At 44.9% G+C, this 24,029-nt stretch carries 20 protein-coding genes and 2 pseudogenes; 13 read left to right on the forward strand and 9 right to left on the reverse strand.

The window, feature by feature from the left end; genetic code table 11:
* Positions 1 to 27: 27 nt before the first annotated feature.
* From FM037_RS24800 to FM037_RS24810, 3 genes are all read right to left on the reverse strand, one after another.
* Positions 28 to 1,080, reverse strand: a complete 1,053-nt coding sequence (locus tag FM037_RS24800) for an MJ1255/VC2487 family glycosyltransferase (RefSeq protein WP_144048200.1) — start codon at positions 1,078 to 1,080, stop codon at positions 28 to 30.
* 24 nt (positions 1,081 to 1,104) lie between these two features.
* On the reverse strand, positions 1,105 to 1,689 hold the full coding sequence (locus FM037_RS24805; protein ID WP_144048201.1) for a phosphatase PAP2 family protein: 585 nt from the start codon (positions 1,687 to 1,689) through the stop codon (positions 1,105 to 1,107).
* Positions 1,690 to 1,802: 113 nt separating this feature from the next.
* Positions 1,803 to 2,048 (reverse strand): YgjV family protein, encoded by a 246-nt coding sequence (locus FM037_RS24810; protein WP_144048202.1) that lies wholly within the window; start codon positions 2,046 to 2,048, stop codon positions 1,803 to 1,805.
* A 334-nt stretch (positions 2,049 to 2,382) separates the two neighbouring features.
* Here FM037_RS24810 and rraA point away from each other — a divergent pair, with 334 nt between their 5' ends.
* On the forward strand, positions 2,383 to 2,868 hold the full coding sequence (rraA, locus tag FM037_RS24815) for a ribonuclease E activity regulator RraA (protein WP_112353963.1): 486 nt from the start codon (positions 2,383 to 2,385) through the stop codon (positions 2,866 to 2,868).
* Between the two features lie 83 nt (positions 2,869 to 2,951).
* On the opposite strand, the gene FM037_RS24820 is transcribed toward rraA, so the two are convergent.
* The 4 genes from FM037_RS24820 to FM037_RS24835 all read right to left on the reverse strand — a co-directional run bounded on the left by FM037_RS24820 (position 2,952) and on the right by FM037_RS24835 (position 8,422).
* The gene (locus FM037_RS24820; protein WP_144048203.1) at positions 2,952 to 4,871 is read right to left on the reverse strand and encodes an alpha/beta hydrolase family protein; all 1,920 of its coding nucleotides are present in this window, start codon (positions 4,869 to 4,871) and stop codon (positions 2,952 to 2,954) included.
* 259 nt (positions 4,872 to 5,130) lie between these two features.
* The gene (gene phaC, locus FM037_RS24825; protein ID WP_144048204.1) at positions 5,131 to 6,906 is read right to left on the reverse strand and encodes a class I poly(R)-hydroxyalkanoic acid synthase; all 1,776 of its coding nucleotides are present in this window, start codon (positions 6,904 to 6,906) and stop codon (positions 5,131 to 5,133) included.
* A 92-nt stretch (positions 6,907 to 6,998) separates the two neighbouring features.
* Positions 6,999 to 7,349 (reverse strand): phasin family protein, encoded by a 351-nt coding sequence (locus tag FM037_RS24830; protein WP_144048205.1) that lies wholly within the window; start codon positions 7,347 to 7,349, stop codon positions 6,999 to 7,001.
* Between the two features lie 326 nt (positions 7,350 to 7,675).
* A complete protein-coding gene (locus FM037_RS24835; RefSeq protein WP_144048206.1) occupies positions 7,676 to 8,422 on the reverse strand; it encodes an SDR family oxidoreductase in 747 nt (248 codons plus the stop codon).
* Positions 8,423 to 8,848: 426 nt separating this feature from the next.
* Here FM037_RS24835 and FM037_RS24840 point away from each other — a divergent pair, with 426 nt between their 5' ends.
* Positions 8,849 to 9,892 carry a formimidoylglutamase gene (locus FM037_RS24840; protein WP_144048207.1) on the forward strand — a complete coding sequence of 348 codons (1,044 nt, stop codon included), beginning with the start codon at positions 8,849 to 8,851 and terminating at the stop codon, positions 9,890 to 9,892.
* Positions 9,893 to 9,935: 43 nt separating this feature from the next.
* Here FM037_RS24840 and FM037_RS24845 read toward each other — a convergent pair whose 3' ends face one another.
* Entirely contained in the window at positions 9,936 to 11,081 is a 1,146-nt protein-coding gene (locus FM037_RS24845; protein ID WP_144048208.1) for a linear amide C-N hydrolase, read from the reverse strand.
* 129 nt (positions 11,082 to 11,210) lie between these two features.
* Positions 11,211 to 12,077, reverse strand: coding sequence for a LysR family transcriptional regulator (locus FM037_RS24850; RefSeq protein WP_144048209.1), 867 nt, complete (start codon positions 12,075 to 12,077; stop codon positions 11,211 to 11,213).
* Positions 12,078 to 12,475: 398 nt separating this feature from the next.
* Here FM037_RS24850 and ubiE point away from each other — a divergent pair, with 398 nt between their 5' ends.
* The 11 genes and pseudogenes from ubiE (at position 12,476) to FM037_RS24905 (ending at position 23,972) form a co-directional block, all read left to right on the forward strand.
* Entirely contained in the window at positions 12,476 to 13,231 is a 756-nt protein-coding gene (gene ubiE, locus FM037_RS24855) for a bifunctional demethylmenaquinone methyltransferase/2-methoxy-6-polyprenyl-1,4-benzoquinol methylase UbiE (protein WP_144048210.1), read from the forward strand.
* A 72-nt stretch (positions 13,232 to 13,303) separates the two neighbouring features.
* Positions 13,304 to 13,920 (forward strand): annotated as a pseudogene (locus FM037_RS24860) (ubiquinone biosynthesis accessory factor UbiJ).
* Positions 13,921 to 13,935: 15 nt separating this feature from the next.
* Positions 13,936 to 15,584 (forward strand): annotated as a pseudogene (ubiB, locus tag FM037_RS24865) (ubiquinone biosynthesis regulatory protein kinase UbiB).
* A gap of 61 nt (positions 15,585 to 15,645) precedes the next feature.
* Positions 15,646 to 15,885: a twin-arginine translocase TatA/TatE family subunit gene (gene tatA / locus FM037_RS24870; protein WP_144048211.1), complete on the forward strand. Its 240-nt coding sequence runs from the start codon at positions 15,646 to 15,648 to the stop codon at positions 15,883 to 15,885.
* A gap of 6 nt (positions 15,886 to 15,891) precedes the next feature.
* On the forward strand, positions 15,892 to 16,290 hold the full coding sequence (tatB, locus tag FM037_RS24875) for a Sec-independent protein translocase protein TatB (RefSeq protein ID WP_144048212.1): 399 nt from the start codon (positions 15,892 to 15,894) through the stop codon (positions 16,288 to 16,290).
* A 3-nt stretch (positions 16,291 to 16,293) separates the two neighbouring features.
* The gene (tatC, locus tag FM037_RS24880) at positions 16,294 to 17,061 is read left to right on the forward strand and encodes a twin-arginine translocase subunit TatC (protein WP_144048213.1); all 768 of its coding nucleotides are present in this window, start codon (positions 16,294 to 16,296) and stop codon (positions 17,059 to 17,061) included.
* A 55-nt stretch (positions 17,062 to 17,116) separates the two neighbouring features.
* The gene (locus FM037_RS24885; RefSeq protein WP_144048214.1) at positions 17,117 to 17,674 is read left to right on the forward strand and encodes a hypothetical protein; all 558 of its coding nucleotides are present in this window, start codon (positions 17,117 to 17,119) and stop codon (positions 17,672 to 17,674) included.
* A complete protein-coding gene (locus tag FM037_RS24890; protein ID WP_144048215.1) occupies positions 17,674 to 18,513 on the forward strand; it encodes a TatD family hydrolase in 840 nt (279 codons plus the stop codon). The genes FM037_RS24885 and FM037_RS24890 overlap by 1 nt, the downstream gene beginning before the upstream one ends.
* On the forward strand, positions 18,500 to 20,365 hold the full coding sequence (locus FM037_RS24895; protein ID WP_144048216.1) for a sensor domain-containing diguanylate cyclase: 1,866 nt from the start codon (positions 18,500 to 18,502) through the stop codon (positions 20,363 to 20,365). The genes FM037_RS24890 and FM037_RS24895 overlap by 14 nt, the downstream gene beginning before the upstream one ends.
* A gap of 84 nt (positions 20,366 to 20,449) precedes the next feature.
* Positions 20,450 to 21,466 (forward strand): porphobilinogen synthase, encoded by a 1,017-nt coding sequence (hemB, locus tag FM037_RS24900; protein ID WP_144048217.1) that lies wholly within the window; start codon positions 20,450 to 20,452, stop codon positions 21,464 to 21,466.
* 214 nt (positions 21,467 to 21,680) lie between these two features.
* On the forward strand, positions 21,681 to 23,972 hold the full coding sequence (locus tag FM037_RS24905) for a hypothetical protein (protein WP_144048218.1): 2,292 nt from the start codon (positions 21,681 to 21,683) through the stop codon (positions 23,970 to 23,972).
* Positions 23,973 to 24,029: the final 57 nt, after the last annotated feature.

Consider the following 24,029-nt stretch of genomic DNA (forward strand, 5'->3'; position numbering starts at 1 on the left):
ATCAAGCTTCATTCGAAGCTAACTCCCTTAGGGGCTCTTCTTGCGCCAACTTTGAGGCAAGTCTACCTCATCCCATAATTGGCGACACAGTTTGTCTCCTGAATGCCAGTCACCCGCCAGCAGCCATTTAACTAAGGCATCGCCGACTTGGGGATAATGGATCGGCTCAGGCGCCGCCAACTTTAACCAGCGACGCAAAGACTCACGATCTAAAGAGGCCATAGTCTCGGCCGCACCTAGCAACTCCAAAGCCGCGACATTGGATAGCTGCTCGAATTGGCCAAGTAAGGGCTTAACCAGCAGTTTTTTTCCCAAGGCCAGAGCTTCACTGGCAAGCTCAAAGCCTGCGCTGCCAATCACACCGCCACAAGTCGATAGTTTCTGTTTAAAGCCATCACGATTAAAACCGGACCACTTAATATGGCCTGGATAATCAAGCTTTGGCCTACCTCCATGATAAACGTGGAAACAGTAATCCTTAAACGGCGAGAGGAATTTAGCGATATCATCGGGTTCCTCGAACGGCAGGTACACCAATATTTGATGTGGATTAACGGCTATAACAGGATCAACCTCGACAAAAGGAGGCAATATGGGAAAGCCGAAATGATGCCAATGACAACCCAATGCGATATCCACTGGGGCAAAGTAATTCAATAGCTTCTCGTTAAACCAGTTCTCTCCCACCTTAGGTACAGCATATTTAAGCGCCGCCTGATGGCTCACACTAATCGAGGTGACTCCCTGTCGCTTAGCAGCCCAGGCTGAAACAGGTTCAAAGTCATTTAGCACCAAATCGTAGGGACTCAAGTCTAATGAGTTAATCTCCTGCAACAGAGTAGGCACTGAATTTTTCCATGCGGTTCTTGCCATACTCACCCGACCATTATGAGTCGCGAATGTCAGCCCAGTCTCAACCTGGTATTCACCGAAGCACTGCATATCGAAAAACTGCTCAGGAGCACGACCGGAAAAGAAGAAGTCGACATCCACCCCATGTTTTTGCAGAGACTTAGCCATAACCCGGGCACGACTCAAATGGCCATTACCCGTTCCCTGGACGCCATAAAGTATTCTCATATTCTCTCCCTGAAATGACGCAAGTTAATACCCACCTATATACAAAACAGCAATAACAGAACCTGAGCCCAGTACCGCACCAGCTACAATATCCAAGGGATAGTGCACCCCAAGGGCAATGCGTGACAACCCGATAGCGATAGCCCAGGAGTAGGCCAATAACAGCCATTGTGGATAGATAGCCCAGATAGAAGTCGCCATAACGAATGCGGCAGCGGTATGCCCCGAAGGCAGACTAAACTTATCCGAAGGTTCAAATGGCTTCGAAGAGTTAGCGGCGGTAACAGGAAGCAGCGAGTCACCTTGCTCCACATTTACCGGCATATCCTCAAGATAGACAGCTCCCCTGTGGCAAGGGCGTGTCCGCCTGATAGCGTTCTTCAATATGAGATAAAGTGGCAGTTCGAGGATAAATGCGGCGAAAGCCAGGTTAAACAGCTCACCTCCTCTGGAATTGCTCACTAACAAGGTCAACGAAAATATAAAGTAGAATGGGCCATCTCCGGTTTGTGAGATTTTTCTGGCGAGCAGATGCCACTCTCTGTGCTCGCTAAGCGCAAAGACATATTGAAAGGCTTGTTTGTCTAATTTTGCAATAGTGCCAAACATAAAAAGGCTCCTCATCAGCTGTATGCTGATTTAGAGCCTAAAAAGGTGCCATGACGGCGAGGTGACAGCTAGTCTAAGTTTTTATGACACTCGAAATGTCAATCAGCATATACCTATGCTGTAGCGACTTGCTGTGGTTTTGTACGATAGATTTTTATCAGGTGGTAAATGTTGATACAAGCAACAAATGCATTCATACCTGCCACTGGCCAAGCCGAAATATAGATCCCGTAGATAACGAATAACGAACAACCGGCAAAGTTTAAACATCTAAGCCAGATGATATCTTTCATCATCAATGAAATAGCTACCATTACTGATGCAAAATAACCAATAATTTCAATCGTTGAAGCTTCCATGAAGGTGCCTTTTTAAGGCCTTCTGCCATCCATAAGCGAATCGGGGGGTCCGTGCCCCTAAAGCAAGTTAAAGTTAAGTTAAACAAATCTGCCCACATGCTAACAAACTTACACTATACATGTAATAAAAATACGTCATTTAATGACCTACATCACGTTCACCGCTGGTTTATTCGGCAGACGAAGAAACTTTACAACAAATCTGTTAATAGACGCATATATCAACAATTGCGTGATTGATAACACTTTTCTTTTTAAGAATCCCTTATATACTGGCCTTATCTCGTCAAATTGTGCACGATTCAGCACAATATCGATCTACAGGAGTATGACTATGGAATACAACACCTCAGAACTTTGTGACACTTACATCGATGTCGTCGATGTTGTCGAGCCCATGTTCAGTAACTATGGTGGTTGTAACTCATTTGGTGGCTCAATCAGCACTATTAAATGTTTCGAAGATAACGGCCTTATTGCTGAAGCGCTTCAACAAGATGGTGAAGGTAGGGTTCTACTTGTAGATGGTGGCGGCTCTTTAAGACGCGCACTGCTTGATTCCTCTATTGCCCGGATCGCGGTAGAAAATAAATGGGAAGGCATCATCATCTACGGCTCTGTGAGAGATGTAGATGCATTGGAAGATCTCGATCTTGGCATTCAGGCCCTAGCCTCTATCCCGGTCGGTGCAGATGGCCATTCAGTAGGAGAACTGGAAATTCCGGTAAACTTCGGTGGCGTCACTTTCTTACCACTGGATCATGTCTACGCCGACAACACAGGTATCATACTTTCGCCAGAGCCTTTAGATATTGATTAAGCAGCTCGAGATAAGACATCAAAAAAGGATGATTGCGTGCAATCATCCTTTTTAATTTATAAGCCAAACTGACAAGCCCTGATTTACAACTTAGTGTCAGCTTGCAAATGCTTACTCAGGAACTCATCGAAGGCGTTCAGTGTCTTGAGCCTATTAGCCTCAATCTCGAGGTGATGGTTACCATTTTCCAGCTCGATATATTCGACCTGTTTACCTAAGTCTTCAAGCTCCTCAAACATCTCACGACTATGGTAAACATCGACCACACGATCTTTATCACCATGAATGAGTAACAGTGGAATATTTATCTCTTTGGCAAAATTCACCGGAGAATTCTGCTCCAACATATCTGAGTCATCCCCGATCTGTTTCTTCACGACCTTGTAATTGGTGAAACGCCTGGCTTTACGAACGATATACTCCAGATCTGAAACGCCGGCAAAACTCGCGGCACAGCGAAACACATCTTGCTGCTTAACAGCTGCCATCATGGCCGCATAACCTCCATAACTGGCACCTAAGATACAGATACCTTGCTTATCCACTGGGTAATTCTCAGTCAGCCAATGAGCCGCATCGGCGAGGTCATCCTGCATCGCGCCTCCCCACTTTTGGATCGACGCCATTTCGAACTCGAAACCATATCCCGATGAACCACGAAAGTTTGGCTCAAGTATTGTGTATCCCCTGCTGGCGAAAAACTGTGAAAACCAATCGAATCCACCATAGTTACGTGCCATGGGACCGCCATGAGGAATGATTAAGGCAGCATTTTTAGGCTCGACATCATCATAAGGTAGAGTGACATATCCCTCTATCTTGAGCCCGTCACGAGCCTTAAAAGTGATTTTAGTTTTTCCCGGTAGCGACTTCTGAAACAGGAGTGGATATTCATCGAGAATGAAGTCTAATCGCTTCTCTTTCCTGTCGCCTAAGTAATATGCTCCTGGGCTCTGTGGGTTACTGGTAAAGAGAATATATTTATTTTCATCGTCACTAACGCTGGCAATATTGTTATAGGCATCGGGAATCGCATTATTCAAGGCTTGCTGAAACTTAGCGTAATCAGGATCGAAAAAGTGCTTAGCATCATTGGCTTCACCATGATAAACACCTATGACATCATTAGTCTTTTTCGAATAAATTAACGATCCTTCGATATCATAATTTTCATCGGCATAAACTAAGGTTCGGATTAACTGTTTACTCGATACATCGACCATAAAGATGGCATATCTATCATTGTGTATCGCACGGATATAGAGATGAGATGGATTCAAGCCAAAGCCTAATGGCGTGATATCAGGAGCATCGAAAATCTCATACTCCCAGATATTGCGCCATTCATCTGTCTCTAAATCGTGGAGGCGATAGAAAATTTTAGTCTCATCTCGTCCATAACCTAGTCTCACCCTATGCTGGCGATCTGTAAGCCAATGAGAAATATAACTCTTACTTCTATAAACAAGCTTCCTACTGACTTTTGAGCTTAAATTAACTTTATAGACATCGGGTCTATTGGCTATTTTAAGATCGAGCGCCATCAATATGTAGTTAGGCTCATCGGGAAGAAGATCGATAATATTATTCTGAAATTGCGGACTCCTCTCCTTCTGCTTTAACCGTAGAACATTATCGACGGTTCCTGTGCCGTCGGCTCGAATCTTGAGCAGCCTGGCTTCGGTATACTTTAATCCTCCACGCTGTACAGGATAATCTGCGCTCACTAGCAGGAGGTCATTATTAGCCCACTTATACCAACCTATTTTAAATTTCTGATTATCTGTTCTTACAATGAAGTGATTTTTTCCCGTCTCTATGTTAGTGACACCGATTAAGGTTTTACCTTGATAGTTAAACAGATAAGAGAATTTCTTCCCATCGGGAGATAGCTTAACTTGCTCAGATTGCGGCAATAACCCAAACGCTTCCGTAGGTAGTGGCTCGGCTTGCGCTACTGAGCTCAATAATAGAATAAAGAGAGAAAAAATGATTCGGGTCATCCGAGCCTCGGTTAGAAGTTTCGATAGTTTTAACAAAGCGGCACAGCTTAGTACCTTTACACTATCAATTCAACAAATTGAGATCGGAATTTACATTGATAAATACATACATTTCAATCATCTAATTTATAATTTGAGTAAGATTTTGTGACAATAGACTCTGTAGTAACAGGCTCGAATATTTAAAGTTGGATTTATCAGGTGACAATAAAAAGGATGATGAAACCTGAGTCTCATCATCCTTTTTATTTCGAGTGTATTAGATGGGTAGCTGCTGTAATACATAGGTACCGGGAGCCGGTGCCAGAGACGCTTGCGGCTCTATATTTCTGGCTGGCACCTTTTCAATCTCTTTATCCAGCTGCTCCAGCCAGCCTTGCCAGTGACTCCACCACGAGCCTTTATGATATTTGGCCGCTTCCAGCCATGCATCAGCATCGGCGTCTTGCTTGCCCCCCTCCCAATAACCATATTTATTCTTATATGGCGGGTTAATCACTCCGGCAATATGGCCCGACTCACCGAGAACGAAAGTAACCTCTCCAGACAACAACTGACTGCTGGCATAAGTCCCCTTCCATTCGGCAATATGATCTTCACTGGTGGAGAGATAATAAACCGGCACTTTCACCTTAGTCAGATCTATACCAGTACCCTGGATCTGGATACTTTTAGGTACCTTTAACTGATTCTCGAGATAGAGCTGACGTAAAATAAAGTTATGACATTCAGCTGTCACGTTAGTGGAGTCAGTACTCCAAAACAAGAAATCGAAATCCACCGGACTCACACCCTTCAGATAATTATCTATGTAATAGTTCCAATGTAAGCTATTTTCCCGCAATAAATTAAAGGTTACCGCTAGCTGTCGACCATCCATATAGCCTAAACTTTTATTGCGTTGCTCCAAACTCGTCACCATAGCCTGATTGATATATACCCCCAGCTCTCCTGGGTTGGAAAAATCAAGTATCGTAGTCAGTAAGGTCGCGCTTTTGATTCTCTGTTTAGACCGCTTGCTTACCATGTAAGCCATAGCCGTCGATAATAGAGTTCCACCAATACAGTACCCGATGGCATTGACATGCTGTTCACCCGTACATGTTTCAATGGCTTCTAACGAAGCTATGATGCCATTGAGCACATAGTCGTCGAAACCACTGTCGGCAAGAGAAGCATCGGGGTTACGCCAAGAGATGAGGAACACAGTGTGTCCTTGCTCAACCAACCAATTCACCATAGAATTTTCTTTACGCATATCCATGATGTAATACTTATTTACAAATGGAGGCACGATAAAAATGGGTCTGGCATTAACCTGTTCAGTTTGCGGATGATATTGGATAAGTTCGAGCAGATGGTTACGAAACACGACTTCACCCGCTGTTAAGGCTAAATCCCTGCCCAGCTTAAACGAATCTTTTGGGGTCATTCGCACCTTAAGCAGATCGGAACTAGCTTGTAAGTCTTCCTGAAACTGCTCCATTCCCCTGATAAGATTCTCTCCCTTGCTTTCCACCGTCAGGCGCATCAGCTCTGGGTTCGTCAGCACGAAATTACTGGGAGACATGGCGTTAATCATCTGCCTGCTAAAGACATTGAGACGTTGTTTTACATCTGGATTCAGACCTTGGGTCTGATTGATCATCTCGAACATATTCTTACTGAATAGAAGATAAGATTGCTTGATCGTATCGAACAGCACATCTTTCTGCCAGGCAGGGTCATCGAATCTAAGATCGTATTTTTCAGGCTCAATAATCGCATCAAGATCCTGAGATGAGTTACTTACCATGGAGTTCTGCCAGATCTGCATCTGGTCTTGCCACCATTTCATCTGAGTATGAAGCAAGTGTTCCGGTTGCTTACTCGTCTCCTCGAACCACGAACACAGATCTTTGCTATTTTGCTGCATCATGGCTTCTTGCATCGAATTATCTGTTGTGGAGTTTTCGTTAAACGTCTTGAATAACTGCGTATTACATTCATATAAATTCTTAAAAAACTCACCATACACATTGTTAGCTGACGACATTTTCTCTCCTAACGGCTCCACAGGCCTCAGAATGGATAACTAAACAACTCCTGAGTAACAGCTGCAGTTACCCATCTGAAGTCTTACTTTATTTATACGTTTGCAGTCGCCTTTTTGACTGTTTCACTGGCCATAGAATCTAATTCGCTCTTAAATTCCTGACCGATTTTAGACAGTTTCTCACCGTCTTCAATCATCTGCGAGCTTAGCTCTGTGATAGCTTCAACTTGCTTAACGTTGTAGTTAAACCAGCTTTGAACGTCGCTCACCGAGCTGGCGCTCTTCATTTGCTCCACCCCTGTTTCGGCATAAGTCTGCAGAGCGGCAAGTTGCAAACGAGTCGTCTCCTCTATGCTCTTGACCAACATTTTGTTGTACTGAGTCATGGGGGAAAATGCTTTTTCGTTTTGCTCTATGAGTGTTTTAAAGAAATCGGTATACATAAGCTTGCTCCTGTTTATAGTTCAAAGTTTGAGGACACATTGGCTGTATTCCTCAGGGGTTCAAATTCTGTTAACCGCAAAAAACTGCGCTACAAAAACTGATAATGAAGTCACTGATGCTGGACAAGGTTTCGCCAGTCCCGCCATATACTGGTCACCAATATTGCTGGACAAGGTTTCGTCGGTCACGCCATATACTGGCCACCAATATTGCTGGACAAAGTTTCGCCGGTCACGCCATATACTGGCCACCAATATTGCTGGACAAGGTTTCGCCGGTCACGCCATATACTGGCCACCAATATTGCTGGACAAGGTTTCGCCGGTCACGCCATATACTGGCCACCATTGATGGACAAGGTTTCCCCGGTGATATAGCTGGCGTCAATGCTGGCAAGATAAATGATGGCCGCAGCCACCTCTGAGGGTTCAGCGAGACGTTTAATCGGGATTTGGGAGGTGATATTTTCCAGTGCTTCAGACTTCATCGCCGCCACCATAGGCGTTCTGGTATAGCCGGGAGCAACGACATTCACAGTGACTCCCTTGCCTGCACCTTCATAGGCAAGGGCTTTGGTGAAACCTATCATGCCCGCTTTAGCCGCAGAGTAGTTTGTTTGACCAAATTGCCCCTTCAAACCATTGACTGAAGAGATATTAATGATACGACCGAAGCCCTGTTCACACATGGCTTGAAAGACAGGTTGAGTCATGTTGAATAAACTATTCAAGTTAGTATTGATAACCAGATTCCATTGCTCGACATTCATTTTTTTGAACTGAGAATCACGTGTGATGCCTACGTTGTTAATCAAGACTTCGACATGACCGAATTCCTGGAAAATTGCCTTCAGACCTAGTGCACATGCTTGATTATCTGTCACATCCATAAAAAATGACTTAACGTCCTTAGTCGTCAAATCATACTTATCACGCCACTCCGCCATCTCCTCATCTGTTCTGACACGACATACAGCAATAACCAGATAACCGTTTTTTACTAATTCCTTGCAGGTAACACTGCCTATTCCACCTAAGGCTCCGGTCACTATCGCGACTTTCCTATGACTCATTACTCGACCTCCGTATGTCGATTATTAGCATGAATGTTGCAGTATTTGACTGAATAGCCGGAAACCAGAGCTATCCATAAATAGCTAACTCACATCAGCGACTCTCAAACTAAAAACAAGCCTGACAGGTACTGAAGTTAGAGAGTAAATTCTTAATGGTCCCAAAAGCTTACATTCATCATACGAATGTGACCGAGGAGAGTAACGCTGTTCTAAAGGACAGTGGAGAAGTGATCAAGAAGTGATGTATCAGGTCGGAAAAAATACTAAAAGGCCTCAAAGACAGCCAAGCAAGATGCCTCGTAAATGCTCGTCAGAAAACCACTCCATCGGGTCAACAATAAATCCCTCAAGGATTTCATTGCCATCAAAAGCCTGATTAAGTCACAATATGAGTATTAGCATCAGAATAAGAACTAAATTGACATGCAATATCTCATTCCTTTTACAACGCAAATGTGTCGGCAACTCGTTTCAATTCGTGACGGTGAAACCAAACTTGCCCAGACAGTTCACTGCTGCAATGGAAATAAGCATCTCAGCGAGATACTCGATAATGCTAAATCCAGTGGCGTGCGTTTCGTCATCCTAGGCATAGGCGAAGACATAGGTCCACGCGCCAACCTTGGCCGCGGCGGCGCAACCGATGCTTTCGAATCGGCCATGGCACAATTTCTCAACCTACAATCTAACCGCTTCTTGAGTGGTAACGAGTGCATAGTGTTGGGTCAGATACAGACAGACGACCTGCAACTGGCCGAAGGTGCTGATGCCGATGCACTGAGAAGCAATGTTGAACTGCTTGATGAAAGAGTGATCTCGGTAGCCAGTCAGGTAATTGCGGCGGGTCTCGAGCCTATCGTTATCGGCGGCGGCCATAACAATGCTTATGGCTTGTTGATGTCGGTAAAAAACACACATAACAAAAAAGTCGCGGCAGTAAACTTAGATCCCCATTCCGATTTCCGCCCACGTGAAGGCCGCCACAGTGGTAATGGTTTTAGTTATGCTGCGGCCAGTGGCGCATTGGGTTACTACCATGTACTTGGTATGCATGAACTCAAAAACAGCGAAGAAACGCTGGAGCAGCTCAGCACCTTCGGTGGCCACTGGCACACCTTGCAAGCTATCTGGATACGCCGAGACATCACCTTGAAGTCGGCATTAGATGAAATAGTCACGCGCCTCAACGACAGCCAGCTACCAGTGGCTCTGGAACTGGATCTCGATGCCATCATCAATATGCCCAGCAGTGCCTCGACGGCAGCGGGAATACCACTGCTAGACGCCCTGCATTATGTGAGCACCATAGCCAGCAATACCCCCTGTGCCTATCTGCACTTAGCGGAAGCCGCACCTAGCTGTCATGTCGCAGGCATAGCGGCCGGTTATCGCGAAACTGGCCAGAGTATCAGTGAGCTAATTTATGCGTATATTCAAGGCAGAATGCAGGCTCAGCAGATAGGCTAGTAGAGGCTAGGTTCTACTAGCGCAATATATAATCCAAATAACTTTACCGGATCTGTTGTTGATAAATATCACCTGTGATCGGTGTGAAATGAGACATGAGGTTACCGGTAAAGCCTTGTTGGGCATACTCATCAATTCGATAAATAACCTTCACTTGAGCCAATGAAGCAAAATCGATTTTCTTCAAATCTAAATAAACATCTGACGGGGCTATCAAAGACTTAAAACGATAAACTTTATTCGTTAAATCTGAAATAGACTGAAAGTATGTTGATACTCCGTAGGACTCTTCTGGATGACTCAGCTCTTTTAAAATAGCTTTTCCAGCTAACGCATCTTCTGGTGGCAACGCCATTCCTGGCACGAAGGCTGTATTGCCCAAGGCTTGATACATAAAGCCGTATGCGGCATTGGCATCTTTATCATGCATTTTCGGAAAATGTTTCAACCAATAATCCGCCTTAAGAAAGCGATCATCCGCCGACCAGGTTGAAGGAAAGCTTTCGCTATTGGGGTTAAGCTGAGTTTGGGTTGCCACATCTTTTAAGTGTGATTGATAATTGGGTGGATTAGTCATAACTCTATACTCTTCGCCATGAAAAACCTTCACCTGACCTTCTTGTATCTCAATTATCGCTGAGTCCCCAGTGCTATCTGCAATTGATAAATGTTTTGGCGTGGCAGAATAACTGTAGCCGCCCTTAACAGCCACCAGATGAACCCTCTCTTTAATCGCTTTTACCGCATCATTCACTGTCGCAAAGTTATCGAGAATATAACTCACCCAATGATCGCCATCTAATTGTAAACTTTGGTCATTATCAGAAACAAGCTGATCTATCTCCCCTTGATTGAAATACAAGGTTCTCGCTGTCAGCCCCTTCTCATTCATACCATCCATTGGAAAACGATTATTAGCATAAACAACAAGACTACCGTATTTAGAGACCCAATGAGCGACACCAGATAAGGGTTCAACTTCTGATGTGCCTACCCGTTTGATTCCGCGAGGAGTCATGACTAATGTCGGATTAGATGCAGAATAATAATCTTCGTTACGCCCAACCATAATGGGCGCATTACTATCTGTATTCCACAGCATACGGGTACATGCCACACTATCTGCCGCTATGGTTAAACCTGTAAAGGTGGTTGCTGTGACGAGCAATGTTGTCCATAATTTATTCATATCGACCTCTAAAATTACTTTGATACAGTAATATTCATCCAAGGAAGAAATAAAAGAAAACCGATAGCAGGGGGGATTTCCCCCATAGAGAATCACTCGAAAACGAGTTAGAGATAGAAAACGAATGTGTTAATGATCTAATAGTTCAACAAGATAATCGAAATATGGAGGCAAGTCTTTCCCCCACAAAAGTACATTTGAAAAATTGAAACCATCCAATCCGATCTCAGTATTGAGACTGGTAATATTTGGATTGTCAGAGAAGTCATAGTGCGTAGGAGCAAAACTCCAACCCACTTGTCGCTCGAGCAATGTCCTGAACAAAAATATATCATTAACCAATTGATAACTATCTGAGATAATCATTTTTATTTTTAGCTCTTCAGTTAACTCTGTAAGTAAAACCAGTTGATTTTTAGAGGAAAGTTCCTGGATACTCAATACACCAAGACATGAAGAGAAGAAGTCTTTATGTGCGAAGATTTTCATCTCAACAGACCCCATGATCCGCCAACGTAATTCAGAATTAATTAATTTCCCTCTAGATAAAAACAAACCATAATCGGCTTTTCCTTGCTTCAATAACATTTCACCATAGCTGCGACTTGTACACAGTAGGTTTAATTTGATTTTTTCTAAGCGTAATTTATCTTCAAGATGTAATAAAAAAGATCTATCTATACTCTCATCAAAACATAATGTTAGCTGCCCTGCTTCACCACACATTAATGTTTCAGCATAACGAGCAAAAGATTCATTATAGGCCAAGAGTATTTGCGCTCGCTTCAATAGACGAGAACCATTTTCAGTAAGCAAAAGTTGCCGAGAAGAGCGAGTAAACAGACTATAGCCAAGATCAATCTCAAGGTTTTCTATTTTCTCACTGATCGTTTTCCGATCCTTATGCAGCCGCCTGGCAGCCTGACTGAAACTCCTCTCCTCAGCAACGGTGACAAACGTTTTAATCTGGGCCGCTCCCCAAGCAAATGGTTTCATAACAATAAACACCTTACAAAAAGTAATATGACTCTAAATGAGTTAACAGATATGTCCACTTTTATAAGGTCACTTCATCGTTTAAGAGAGTCAAAAGCACCTATTTTCACCTGTTACTATTCACCAATGCCTAACGTATTGTGAGGCTGAAATGTAAGCGCCTGCGCAAAGTCCAATCTAAGCCAAAAATGCGTATTTTTATCCGCTACTATTCACCAATGGCTAATATTATGATGTAATGCCCAGTCAAATTTGCGAAAGCCTGCGCCAACGCGCATTTTCAACAATTCCGGGTTCAGATAACTAACATCGATCACAATGTGCTTGATGGGACATTCTGCGACGTGAATGAATGGCTTACACTCGCTTATAACAATTGCATAGATAGGAACAACCAGATGTCACAGGGCGCAGAAAAAAGTACCCATTTCGGTTATAAAACAGTTGAGACGGATCAGAAGGCCGATATGGTCGCTGGCGTATTTCATTCTGTTGCAGCCAAATATGACATCATGAATGATGTCATGTCTTTCGGTATTCACCGCATGTGGAAACGTTTTACCATCGAAAGTTCAGGTGCAAGACCTGGTATGAAGGTGTTAGATCTTGCCGGTGGTACAGGCGACTTAACCGCTAAATTCTCTCACCTAGTCGGCGACAGAGGCCAAGTAACTCTTGCCGATATCAACGATTCCATGCTCAAGGTCGGTCGTGAAAAGCTCAGAGACAAGGGCATTGTTGGCAATGTTAACTATGTTCAAGCCAATGCCGAAGCCCTACCATTCCCCGATAATCATTTCGATATTATCACCATCGCCTTTGGCTTGAGGAATGTCACCGACAAAGATGCGGCTATCCGCTCTATGCTGCGTGTGCTTAAGCCTGGTGGAAAGCTATTAATTCTTGAATTCTCCAAGCCAAAACATGACATGATGCGCAAGATTTATGATCTTTACAGCTTCAAAATAATGCCAAAAATGGGCGCGCTCATTACCCAAGATGCCGACAGTTATGAATATCTGGCTGAATCTATTCGCATGCATCCAGATCAAGAAACCTTAAAAGGTATGATGGTCGAGGCTGGTTTTGAGCAGGTAGACTACACCAACATGACAGACGGCATAGTTGCTCTTCATAAAGGCTACAAATTTTAACTCTCGAATTTGAGCCATTACACTCAATAAAATAGCCCGAATACGAGCCTGAATTCAGTCATTGGATAACTTATGAAACGTGAAATGGCATTGCTACTCAGCGCTGGGCTTGAGACGGCTTTCAAGCAAGTCCTCGCTCAGTCTCCCGAGGAGTATGCCAAAATGCGTACTCTACATGGCAAGGTCCTTTGCATTCAATTGAGCCAGCTCAGCTGGCCAATCTATCTGGTTTTTGCCGGTGAAATTCAAGTATTAAGCAAATATGAAGGTGAAATAACCACTAAGGTTAATGCCGATATAACTACCCTATATCAATTAACCGAAGGGGCTAACCTTACCGAGCTGATAAAGCAAGACAAGCTCAGTATCGAAGGCGATCTCAGTCTGTTGCAGACCTTCAGTCATTATTTACATCAGGTGGAGTTCGATTTCGCCGAGCCTATATCCCGCTATATTGGCGATGCTCCGACTCACTTTTTAACGAGAGGGGTTAAGCAAATCAAATCCGACCTCGCTAACGTCTTTCGCAAGAGTCGCTCCCATATAGGTCAATTAACCACCGAAGAATATAAGTTAGCCCCCATAAAATCGAATTTATTCATTTCGGTGATAGAATCGATGATCTGGTGGCAGATGTTGACGCCATAGAAAAACGAATCAAACAACTACAAGACCACTCTCCTAAATAAGGCGAACGTTAAGACATGACGCTAAAAAGTATCAGACGAGCTTATCAAGTTATCAAGATATCCCTTCACTATGGGCTCGATGAGTTAATTCCTGCTAAAATGACTCCCTGGTACTTCAGACTCCTTCGTTGCGGTCTGTTCTGGATTAGAAATCAGCACAAGGACAAGATAGGCGGCGAGCGCTTAAAGCTTGCCATGCAAGAGCTGGGGCCTGTTTATATCAAGTTTGGCCAGATGCTTTCTACCAGACGAGACCTACTTAGTGACGAATGGGCCGAAGAACTTGCCATGTTGCAAGACAGAGTGCCCCCTTCGATTCTGCCATCGCCAGAGAGATGATCGAAACTGAGTTAGGCAAACCAATCGATACTTACTTCGAAGATTTCGATGACATCCCATTGGCATCGGCTTCTATTTCACAGGTCCACACGGCGACGCTAAAATCCAACGGCAAGGCTGTGGTACTCAAGGTCCTGCGCCCAAGTGTAGAAGCTCAGGTCCAAGCCGATATTCTACTCATGTCTCAGACCGCCAACTTTCTCGAGGCATTACTGGGCCAGGGTAACCGTTTGCGCCCAGCCGAAGTCATTGAAGACTACCGCACAACCATAGAGGGAGAGCTGAATCTCAAGTTAGAGGCCCTCAATGCCATCAGACTCAGAAACAACTTCCTCGACTCCGGGTCCCTATACATTCCCTATATGTATGAAGATCTCTGTTTCAGACGCTTAATCGTGATGGAGCGAATCGACGGCATCCCGGTCTCGGATATGGCGGCATTGAAAGCCCAAGGCACTAACCTGAAAAGATTGGCCGAGCGCGGTGTAGAACTATTTTTCACTCAGGTATTCAGAGATAACTTCTTCCACGCCGATATGCACCCCGGCAACATATTTGTCAGCCGAGAGCATCCGGATGATCCTTACTATATCGGATTAGATTGCGGCATCATGGGCACTTTGACCGATGAAGATAAACGCTATCTGGCAGAAAACTTCCTCGCCTTCTTCAATCGAGACTACCGCAGAATTGCCCAACTCTATATCGAGTCTGGTTGGGTCTCAGCCGATACAGATATCGGCGCGTTCGAGCAGGCCGTCAAAGTAGTGTGTGAGCCTATGTTTAACAAGCCATTAGACGAGATCTCCTTTGGTCATGTACTGCTTGAGCTATTTCGCACCGCGAGACGTTTCGATATGGTGGTTCAGCCTCAACTGGTGCTACTGGAAAAGACACTGCTCTATATCGAAGGATTAGGACGTCAGCTCTATCCTCAGCTGGATCTTTGGCAAACCGCCAAACCTTTCCTGGAAGATTGGATGTCGGAACAAGTCGGCCCCAAGGCGATGGCAAAAAAGATCAAGCAAGAGATACCATACTGGGTAGATAAACTCCCAGAGCTCCCAGAATTGGTGTACGACAACCTCAAGGTGGGCAAGAATTTTGTCAAATCACAGAACAAAATGCTTGAGCGTTACCTTAAACAGCAACAAAAGGCCCATAAAAGTAACTATCTTTTGCTAACATCCGCAGTTTTAGTGATCTGCGGCACGATTTTGTTTAATCAAGACGCTACACTATGGGCCTCTTACACCTGCTTCACCATTGGCACCTTATTATGGTTGCTTGGTTGGCGATCCAGGCCAAAGAATCACAAATTTTAGCTAGCACTAATTAACGATAAGTTCATAATAGAACTATACACATTTTTACGAGGTAAACGTCATGGGTAACATGGGTATTTGGCAACTTCTGATCATCGCTGTGATCGTGATTTTATTATTTGGAACCAAGAAGTTACGTTCACTTGGTGGAGACTTAGGCGGCGCGGTCAAAGGATTTAAGAACGCCATATCTAGTGAAGACGAGAAGAAAGCAATCGAAGAGAATGGCTCAGACCTAGCTAAAACTTCTGCAGCGGCTCCTGAAAAGAAGCCGGAGTCTAAGGACAAAGAACAGGCGTAATTCCTTATGTTCGACGGTATAGGCTTTATGGAGCTATTGTTGATCGGTATTTTAGGGCTAGTCGTACTCGGCCCTGAAAGATTACCGTTAGCAATCCGCTCAATTACAGGTTGGATCCGCGCCATGAAAAACATGGCGAATTCGGTGAAAGATGAACTCGAGCAGGAGCTTAAAATTGAGCAACTGCATTCAGACCTAAAAAAGGCTGAAAGTCAGGGTTTAAAAAATCTTTCTCCCGAGTTACAGGAGTCAATCGATCAATTAAAAGACGCAGCTCAATCAGTTAATCGTCCCTATAAGGTAGAAGAAACACCTTCGGCTAGCGCCAATGCGGCCGCAGATCCTACACCTTCGACGACAAGCACAACTGAGACTAGCTCAACTTCAGAAAAACCTAGCGGGTAGTCCATGTCGCAACAGCAGCCTCTTATCACTCATCTACTCGAGCTACGCACCCGCCTGCTTCATGCAATCGCCAGTGTGCTCGTGGTTTTTGCTTGTTTGGCCTATTGGTCCAATGATATTTACCACTATATGGCAACGCCTCTGATGCAGGCTCTGCCTGAATCCAGTAGTATGATTGCAACCGATGTGGCGGCGCCATTCTTTGCGCCCTTTAAGTTAACTCTGGTGTTATCTTTCTTTATCGCCATTCCCTATGTCTTATATCAAATTTGGTCGTTTATTGCACCAGGTCTATATAAGCATGAGAAGCGTTTGATGATGCCTCTGCTCGCCAGTAGCACACTCCTGTTTTATCTGGGAATAGCCTTCTCTTATTATATTGTTTTTCCTGTGGTATTTGGTTTTTTTGCCAGTGCTGCACCCGAAGGCGTTCAAGTGGCGACGGATATCAGCAGTTATCTGAGCTTCGTGCTTAAACTCTTCTTTGCCTTCGGTTTAGCCTTCGAGATCCCCATCGCGGTGATCTTACTCTGTTGGGCTGGTGTAACTACGCCAGATGAGCTCAAAGCTAAACGTCCTTATATCGTAGTCGGTGCCTTCGTTTTAGGCATGCTACTGACACCACCAGACATCATTTCTCAGACTATGTTGGCAGTTCCGATGCTGATATTATTCGAAGGGGGATTGATTGCTGCTCGTTTCTACAGTAAAAAGGACGATGAAGAAGACGAGCAAGAAAAACAGGATGAACCTGGCCAGGAAACTAAATAAGCAATAGCCGATTAGTTAGACATGGCGCGCTCAAATATCATAAGGGAAAATATTAATGCGCATAAGTTGGATTACCGCGGCAGCGATACTCATATCGACACAAGCAACAGCAGGCCTTGAACAAGACCTGCTGTCCTGTAGTGCCAAGGCGGATAAGTTAGATCGCTTGATCTGTTATGACCAGATAGCAACAAGCGTAAAAAGTGCGCCAAAAGTCACGAGTAGCACATCGACGAGTACTGCAGCAGCCACAACAGCGGTTGCAGCAACAAGTGTGGCCGCAGCGTCTCAGGCTCAATCTGTAACGGCTATCCCTACCACGCTTCCCGCCAATATCGAAGATGAGTTTGGCAATAAAAACCTTAAGAAAACCAAAGAAGAAGCCCAAAAAGAAATCACTAAGATCTATATGGAGATAGCCTCAATCTCTAAAGATGCCTATGGCGCCCTTAAAATCAGCTTTAGCAATGGTCAGGTCTGGAAACAGAGTGACAGCCGCCGCTATAAGGTTAAAGAGGGCCAAAGTGTGTTTATTGAAAAAGCGGCGCTAGGCTCCTTCGTCTTAGGCACAGATGAGCGTAACTCTACTATCAGAGTTAAACGCCTCAAGTAATGTCTAAATATATAGATATCGCTGTCAATCTCATTGGCAGCGCACTTGAAAAAAATATTCATGCGGTTATTCAAGATGCGGCGGCCCAAGGGGTATCGCCGCTGATTGTTATTGGTAGCGAGCTAGATGAGAGCGAGCGAGCAATAAAGTGTTGCCAGCAATACCCTCAACAGCTCTACTGCACCGCTGGTGTACACCCACATCATGCCAGCGAATGGCAAGCCGATAGTAGTGAACGAGTCAAACGACTCGCTGCGTTCGCCCAAGTCGTTGCCATCGGCGAGTGTGGCTTAGACTACAATCGTGACTTTTCCCCCAGACCTATGCAGAGAAAAGCCTTCGAAGCACAGCTCGCACTCGCCGTTGAGCTACAAATGCCAGTACTCATGCATGAGCGTGATGCTCATGAAGACTTTTTGGCTATTTTAAAAGAGTATCGGCCCTCTCTGCCCGGTGCCTTATTGCACTGCTTTACCGGCAACAGACAGAGCATGCAAGCCTATCTTGAATTAGATCTTCACCTGGGGATCACTGGTTGGGTATGCGATGAACGTCGAGGTCAGGAACTCGCAGAATTAGTCTTAGACATTCCGGACAATCGGATTCTCATCGAGACCGACAGCCCATATTTACTGCCCCGTAGCATGCGACCTAAACCTAAATCGAGTAAGAATAAGCCTCAATACCTGCCCTATATCTCTGCATATATCGCAGACCTCAGAGGCCAAAGTCATAAGGAGTTTTCACAGCGAGTCTATGAAAATAGTGTCGACTTCTTTGGTTTAAATAAGCTAGAAAATGTCAGCCTGGAGAAAAGTGGGTCCCATGAAGCATCTTAGCTTTATTTTCATCTGTTTCACTCTCATCTTCAGTACTCAAGCCCGCGGGGGAACCATACTCGCCGTAGGAGAAGACGAAGGGGCTCTGGAACTGGCACATTGGCTGTATTACACTCCCGCAAAAAAATCTGACAATATTGACTCAGTTAAAGCCTTGGACTCAAGGTCGTGGCAGCGTTTAACCCCAGCCTATAATAATCGTATAGGCATAGAAGCATTTTGGGTTAAATTCAGTATTTATAACCCTAAAGAAATACCGATAGACCGCATACTGTCACTGGCCAATCCCAATATCGATCTCATTTATCTCTTTCATATAGTAAACGGTGAGATGATCGATCGAGTTATCATGGGTGACAGCCTGCCATTTACCCAAAGGCCCATAATAAATAACCACTTTATCTACCCCTTTCAGCTTGAACCTGATGTCTTACATACGTTTTATTTAAAGATAGAGACCGAAGGCAGTGCATCTCTCCCTCTAAGTTTGTCATCACCAAAATCATTTGCGAAAGATATCGAGTCCAGCTCACTAACAAACGGTTTTCAGATCGGCGCCCTCACCGCAATCGGATTATTTAGCCTGTTTATCGCCATCAGTTCACGTTCATTTAGCTATAGTTATTATTCTGGTTACGTATTGTCAGTCACCCTGTTAGTGGCGACCCTGCACGGATTTGCGTTTAGATTTCTCTGGCCACAATGGCCCTTGCTACAGAAATACATGATCCCATTCCTCATACCTACGGCGATATTTTTTGCCCTTTTGTTTACCGAAAAAGTATTACAACTTAAATACCACAACCTGCGCATGCTCAGACTCTGTCGATATGGCGCCGGTTTCGCTGTAATTCTGGCGTTAGTGACTCCCTTTTTAAGTTACTCTTTAAGCCTGTATATCAATATCATTACCATACTGGTTGTGACGACTCTCTTGATGGTCATGGCCATTATTCAAGCGCTTAAAGGCCACAAACTCGCTAGGCTATACACCTTAGCCTGGAGCGGCATGTTAGTCGGTTCGTTTGTCTCCAGTGCCATGTATCTAGGTTTAGTTGAACTACCTGTCTCCCATTTAACTCCTCTCATGTTGGGGCTATTATTCGAGATTATCTTCATGGCTGCAGTACTGGCCATCAGATACAACGATGAGCGCAAGGCTAAGTTAAAGATCCAGCAAGAAGCCGTAATTCAGGCACAACGAGCCCGGGAGACTCGAGAACAAGCCCTTAAAATCGAAGCCGATATCAATGAGAAACTTGAGCAGATGGTGCAGGAGAGAACGCTCGAACTGGAGATTGCCCTACGCGAACTCAACGAGGCCAACCAAAAGCTCACCGAGCAGGCAACCATAGATAGCCTAACAGGCGTTAAGAATCGAGCGGCATTCGATAAACGTCTACTCGCAGAGGGGCGTCTCAGCCGAAGACAGCAAACACCTATGGCACTATTGATGTTAGACATAGATCGCTTCAAGTCCATCAATGATAATTATGGCCACCTTGCAGGGGATCAGACTCTCAGGTTAATCGCGCAAACACTAAAAGAGCAATTAAAGCGTCCTGGAGATCTAGTATCACGTTTTGGCGGAGAAGAGTTTGCTATCATACTGCCCAATACAGGCGAAGAGGGTGCGGCGCAGGTCGCTGAGCTAATCAGACAAACGATTTATGAACTGCCCATTAGTTGGAAAGAACGCTCAATACCACTGACGATAAGTATCGGTGTCAGTGCCGAAATCATCGACAGGGAGCAAGATCCAACTAAGCTACTCGAGCAAGCTGACAAGGCCCTCTACCGCGCTAAGAACGAGGGAAGAAATCGAGTCATGGTGTATACCGAATCTCTTTAAATCACAATTATCAGAAACACTCAGAAAATCCATTCGTGGCTATTCCATCCAGAAGATAATCTGAGTATTAATTAGGAATCGAAAGTGAATATAATTACCAGTGCTTTTCCTCAGCGCAGAATGCGTCGCATGCGTAAACACGATTTCAGCCGCCGCTTGATGGCCGAAAATACGCTCTCGGTAAATGATTTAATCTACCCAATGTTTGTGCTTGAAGGAAATAATCGCACAGAGACCATTGCCTCTATGCCAGGTATCGAGCGCTACTCCATAGACCTCTTGCTTAAAGAAGCAGAAGAGCTCGTCGAATTAGGTATTCCATTAATCGCCCTCTTCCCGGTTACCCCATCGGAGAAGAAGACACTGCTAGCGGAAGAAGCTTACAATGCAGATGCCTTGGCCCAACGTGCCGTACGTGCGCTAAAAGAAGCCTTCCCCGAACTAGGTGTGATGACAGATGTAGCACTGGATCCATTTACCACCCATGGCCAAGACGGCATCATAGATGAAGACGGCTATATTCTTAACGACATCACTACAGAGATCTTAGTCAAGCAAGCCCTTTCTCACGCCGAAGCGGGTGCCGATATTATCGCCCCGTCGGACATGATGGATGGCCGTATCGGTGCCATACGTCAGGCATTAGAAGCGGCGGGTCACGTCAACACGCAGATCATGGCCTACTCGGCTAAATACTCCTCTAGCTACTATGGCCCTTTCCGTGACGCTGTCGGATCGGCTGGTAACCTCAAGGGTGGCAACAAGCATAGCTACCAGATGGATCCAGCCAATAGTGATGAGGCACTTCATGAAGTGGCACTGGATATTCAGGAAGGTGCCGATATGGTCATGGTCAAGCCAGGCATGCCTTACCTGGACATAGTCACCCGGGTCAAACGTGAATTCGCCGTACCTACTTTTGCCTATCAAGTCAGTGGTGAATATGCCATGCATATGGCTGCCATTGAGAATGGTTGGCTGGCCGAGAAAGCCATAGTGATGGAGTCACTACTTTGCTTCAAACGCGCCGGAGCCAACGGAGTTCTGACTTACTTTGCTAAGCGCGCGGCACAATGGCTGAAAGAGGATGCCGCTAAATAGTCTGGCGACAGATTCAGCTCTTTTTTCATCCATTATAAAAGCCGCTTAATGCGGCTTTTTTTTCTTCAAAAAACCTAGCGCCTAACATTTCACACTAGATCAGTCAAAAAGATTGCAATATCCATAACAAACAATAAAATATACTGTAACAAGATCTCGTTTGTATATTTTCATTTTCTCCTACCTGAATCCAGATTTAAGAAGGAAGTTAAGCATGGCTGACCTGTCAGAGCCAACTATCATCTATTATGTGCAATCGAATGATAACATTTGGGCAATCACTGCCGATGGCCGCTGGCTTCCTATCACTGCCGATTCGATCATGCCTGAGCTTATGCTCTACAAAGTTAGCAGTGATGATATACAGATCGACGGCGACCAGCTTCCAAGCATTTTGATTGCTGGACAGAGTGAGGCTCTGCCACTGGATATTGCAGTGCGCATCGCACCTCATCTAAGTGGTCGTTTCGATGCCCTGCAAGAGCTGAGTTCCAGTCAAACAAGCAAAACATCAGACTCGGGGGATACGACACAGGATCAACAGGGAGTTAACTTAGGCTTTCAACTGATCGCCAATACAGAAAACAATTTAACACCAAGTTCGGGCTTCGATACCTCAGGTGACAGCCTAGATAAGCAAAGCGAGCAAGCACAAAACCAAGGTGTCGAACAAGACAGTTTTCAAACTCTCGAGCTAAGCGTAGAAATCCTCGATGGTGGCGATGGCCACATCAATCGTGCAGAGACCCCTATCGTCGACCTAAAAGGTCAAGCCATCGATGCCAGAGATGGCCAACAGTTGCTCCTTACGTTGACCGATATTCATGGTCAGCAGATCACCTTAAATGTATTCGTGACAGGTGAAATCTGGCAAGTCAACGAACTGGATATTTCGATATTGGCCGATGGCTTGATAACCGCAATTATCACGGCACCGACCTATCCGGGGATTGCACATAGAGGCGAAGACACCTCGATTAAGGATACGCTTGCCAGCATAAGCGTTGAGATTATCGACTCTGATGACGTCCTCAATTCAGCGGAAATGCAGGCAGTAGATATCCGTGGTCGAGTGAACAATGTTGAAGATGGCCAAACAGTAAGTGTAACCTTGAGCGACTCACAGGGTCACATCCTCATCATTGAAACTGTCGTCACTGCTGGCACCTGGTTGATACCAGCACAAGATCTATCCGGGTTTGAAGATGGCAGCTTACTCGTATCAGTTGAAGTTACGGATGTCGCTGGCAACACAGTAAATGCAACAACCGAGCTCCCCGTAGACATACTCACAGGCATTACTATCGATATAGATAGTGGACACGACACTGTAATTAACGCCAGAGAGACGCTGCACACAGATATTTCGGGGACAGTCACCGACGTAGAAGATGGACAACTAGTGACGGTCACTGTACGTGATAGCTTAGGTGGTGTACTTATCTTCACCACTTCGGTCAAAGGCGGTCAATGGAACTTAGACGATACAGATCTCTCCTCCTTAGTCGATGGGCCATTAATTTTTGAAGCGCAAGTTACCGATCTTGCAGGTAATCCAGTAAACGCCAACGATGAGAAGTTCAAAGAAACCGATGCCACTGTAACGGTCCAGGTTATCGATGCTGATGGCGTGCTTAACTCCTTTGAGTCTGGGGATGCTTTGTTAGCCGGACTCGTACACAATGTAGAGGACTCGCGTCCAGTATTTATCACAGTCACAGATAGCCAAGGTAACACTCTCTCATTTACTTCGATCGTTCTTAATGGGCTATGGCAGGTAAGCGATGCAGACCTTTCATCTCTGGCTGAAGGTACGCTCATATTGCATGCCATCACTTCCGATTTTGAGGGCAATATTGCGGTAGCTGAAAGTTCAATCATAAAAGACACTTTAGCCGATATTAGTATCGAAATTTTAGATAATGATAGAGTGATTAATGCACTCGAATTGGGCGGTATTAACGCTCAAGGACTTGTGAACAATGTCGAAGATGGACAAATCGTCACCATCATTTTCTCCGATGGAAACGGCCATTCAAAAACGGTAACCAGCATAATCACAAACGGCGCTTGGTCTGTAGCCGATGTCGACCTCAGCGGGTTTGACGATGGCAGCTTGACTGCATCAGTTCAAGTCAGTGACCAAGCTGGCAATCCGGCGACTGCAACGACCGATATTCTTGTAGATATCTTAGCCTCAGTAACAATCAATGTAGATACTGGCGAAGATACTGTCATCAATGCAACAGAGATGCTTAGCACGAATATCTTTGGCTATGTGACAGATATTGAAGATGGCCAAACAGTCAGTATTAGTGTTCGGGATATTAACGGTAAGGAGCTCTTATTTTCAGCACTAGTCATCGCTGGTGAATGGCGTATTGATGGCACAGATCTCTCATCCCTTGCCGATGGCCCCTTTCTTTTACGGCACAAACTAGCGATCAAGCTGGTAACACGACAACATCAGATATCGGCGCCTATAAAGAGAGTCAGGCTGCGGTAACCATTCTGGCACTCGATCTAGATGGCGTACTAAATAGCACTGAATCGAGTCAAACCA

The sequence above is a fragment of the Shewanella psychropiezotolerans genome, from assembly GCF_007197555.1.
GTDB lineage: Bacteria > Pseudomonadota > Gammaproteobacteria > Enterobacterales > Shewanellaceae > Shewanella > Shewanella psychropiezotolerans.

What these genes read in the sequence shown, in the direction of transcription:
- FM037_RS24800 (WP_144048200.1), bottom strand. Translation starts at nt 1,080, where the DNA reads ATGAGAATACTTTATGGCGTCCAGGGAACGGGTAATGGCCATTTGAGT.
- FM037_RS24805 (WP_144048201.1), bottom strand. Translation starts at nt 1,689, where the DNA reads ATGTTTGGCACTATTGCAAAATTAGACAAACAAGCCTTTCAATATGTC.
- FM037_RS24810 (WP_144048202.1), bottom strand. Translation starts at nt 2,048, where the DNA reads ATGGAAGCTTCAACGATTGAAATTATTGGTTATTTTGCATCAGTAATG.
- rraA (WP_112353963.1), top strand. Translation starts at nt 2,383, where the DNA reads ATGGAATACAACACCTCAGAACTTTGTGACACTTACATCGATGTCGTC.
- FM037_RS24820 (WP_144048203.1), bottom strand. Translation starts at nt 4,871, where the DNA reads ATGACCCGAATCATTTTTTCTCTCTTTATTCTATTATTGAGCTCAGTA.
- phaC (WP_144048204.1), bottom strand. Translation starts at nt 6,906, where the DNA reads ATGTCGTCAGCTAACAATGTGTATGGTGAGTTTTTTAAGAATTTATAT.
- FM037_RS24830 (WP_144048205.1), bottom strand. Translation starts at nt 7,349, where the DNA reads ATGTATACCGATTTCTTTAAAACACTCATAGAGCAAAACGAAAAAGCA.
- FM037_RS24835 (WP_144048206.1), bottom strand. Translation starts at nt 8,422, where the DNA reads ATGAGTCATAGGAAAGTCGCGATAGTGACCGGAGCCTTAGGTGGAATA.
- FM037_RS24840 (WP_144048207.1), top strand. Translation starts at nt 8,849, where the DNA reads ATGCAATATCTCATTCCTTTTACAACGCAAATGTGTCGGCAACTCGTT.
- FM037_RS24845 (WP_144048208.1), bottom strand. Translation starts at nt 11,081, where the DNA reads ATGAATAAATTATGGACAACATTGCTCGTCACAGCAACCACCTTTACA.
- FM037_RS24850 (WP_144048209.1), bottom strand. Translation starts at nt 12,077, where the DNA reads ATGAAACCATTTGCTTGGGGAGCGGCCCAGATTAAAACGTTTGTCACC.
- ubiE (WP_144048210.1), top strand. Translation starts at nt 12,476, where the DNA reads ATGTCACAGGGCGCAGAAAAAAGTACCCATTTCGGTTATAAAACAGTT.
- tatA (WP_144048211.1), top strand. Translation starts at nt 15,646, where the DNA reads ATGGGTAACATGGGTATTTGGCAACTTCTGATCATCGCTGTGATCGTG.
- tatB (WP_144048212.1), top strand. Translation starts at nt 15,892, where the DNA reads ATGTTCGACGGTATAGGCTTTATGGAGCTATTGTTGATCGGTATTTTA.
- tatC (WP_144048213.1), top strand. Translation starts at nt 16,294, where the DNA reads ATGTCGCAACAGCAGCCTCTTATCACTCATCTACTCGAGCTACGCACC.
- FM037_RS24885 (WP_144048214.1), top strand. Translation starts at nt 17,117, where the DNA reads ATGCGCATAAGTTGGATTACCGCGGCAGCGATACTCATATCGACACAA.
- FM037_RS24890 (WP_144048215.1), top strand. Translation starts at nt 17,674, where the DNA reads ATGTCTAAATATATAGATATCGCTGTCAATCTCATTGGCAGCGCACTT.
- FM037_RS24895 (WP_144048216.1), top strand. Translation starts at nt 18,500, where the DNA reads ATGAAGCATCTTAGCTTTATTTTCATCTGTTTCACTCTCATCTTCAGT.
- FM037_RS24905 (WP_144048218.1), top strand. Translation starts at nt 21,681, where the DNA reads ATGGCTGACCTGTCAGAGCCAACTATCATCTATTATGTGCAATCGAAT.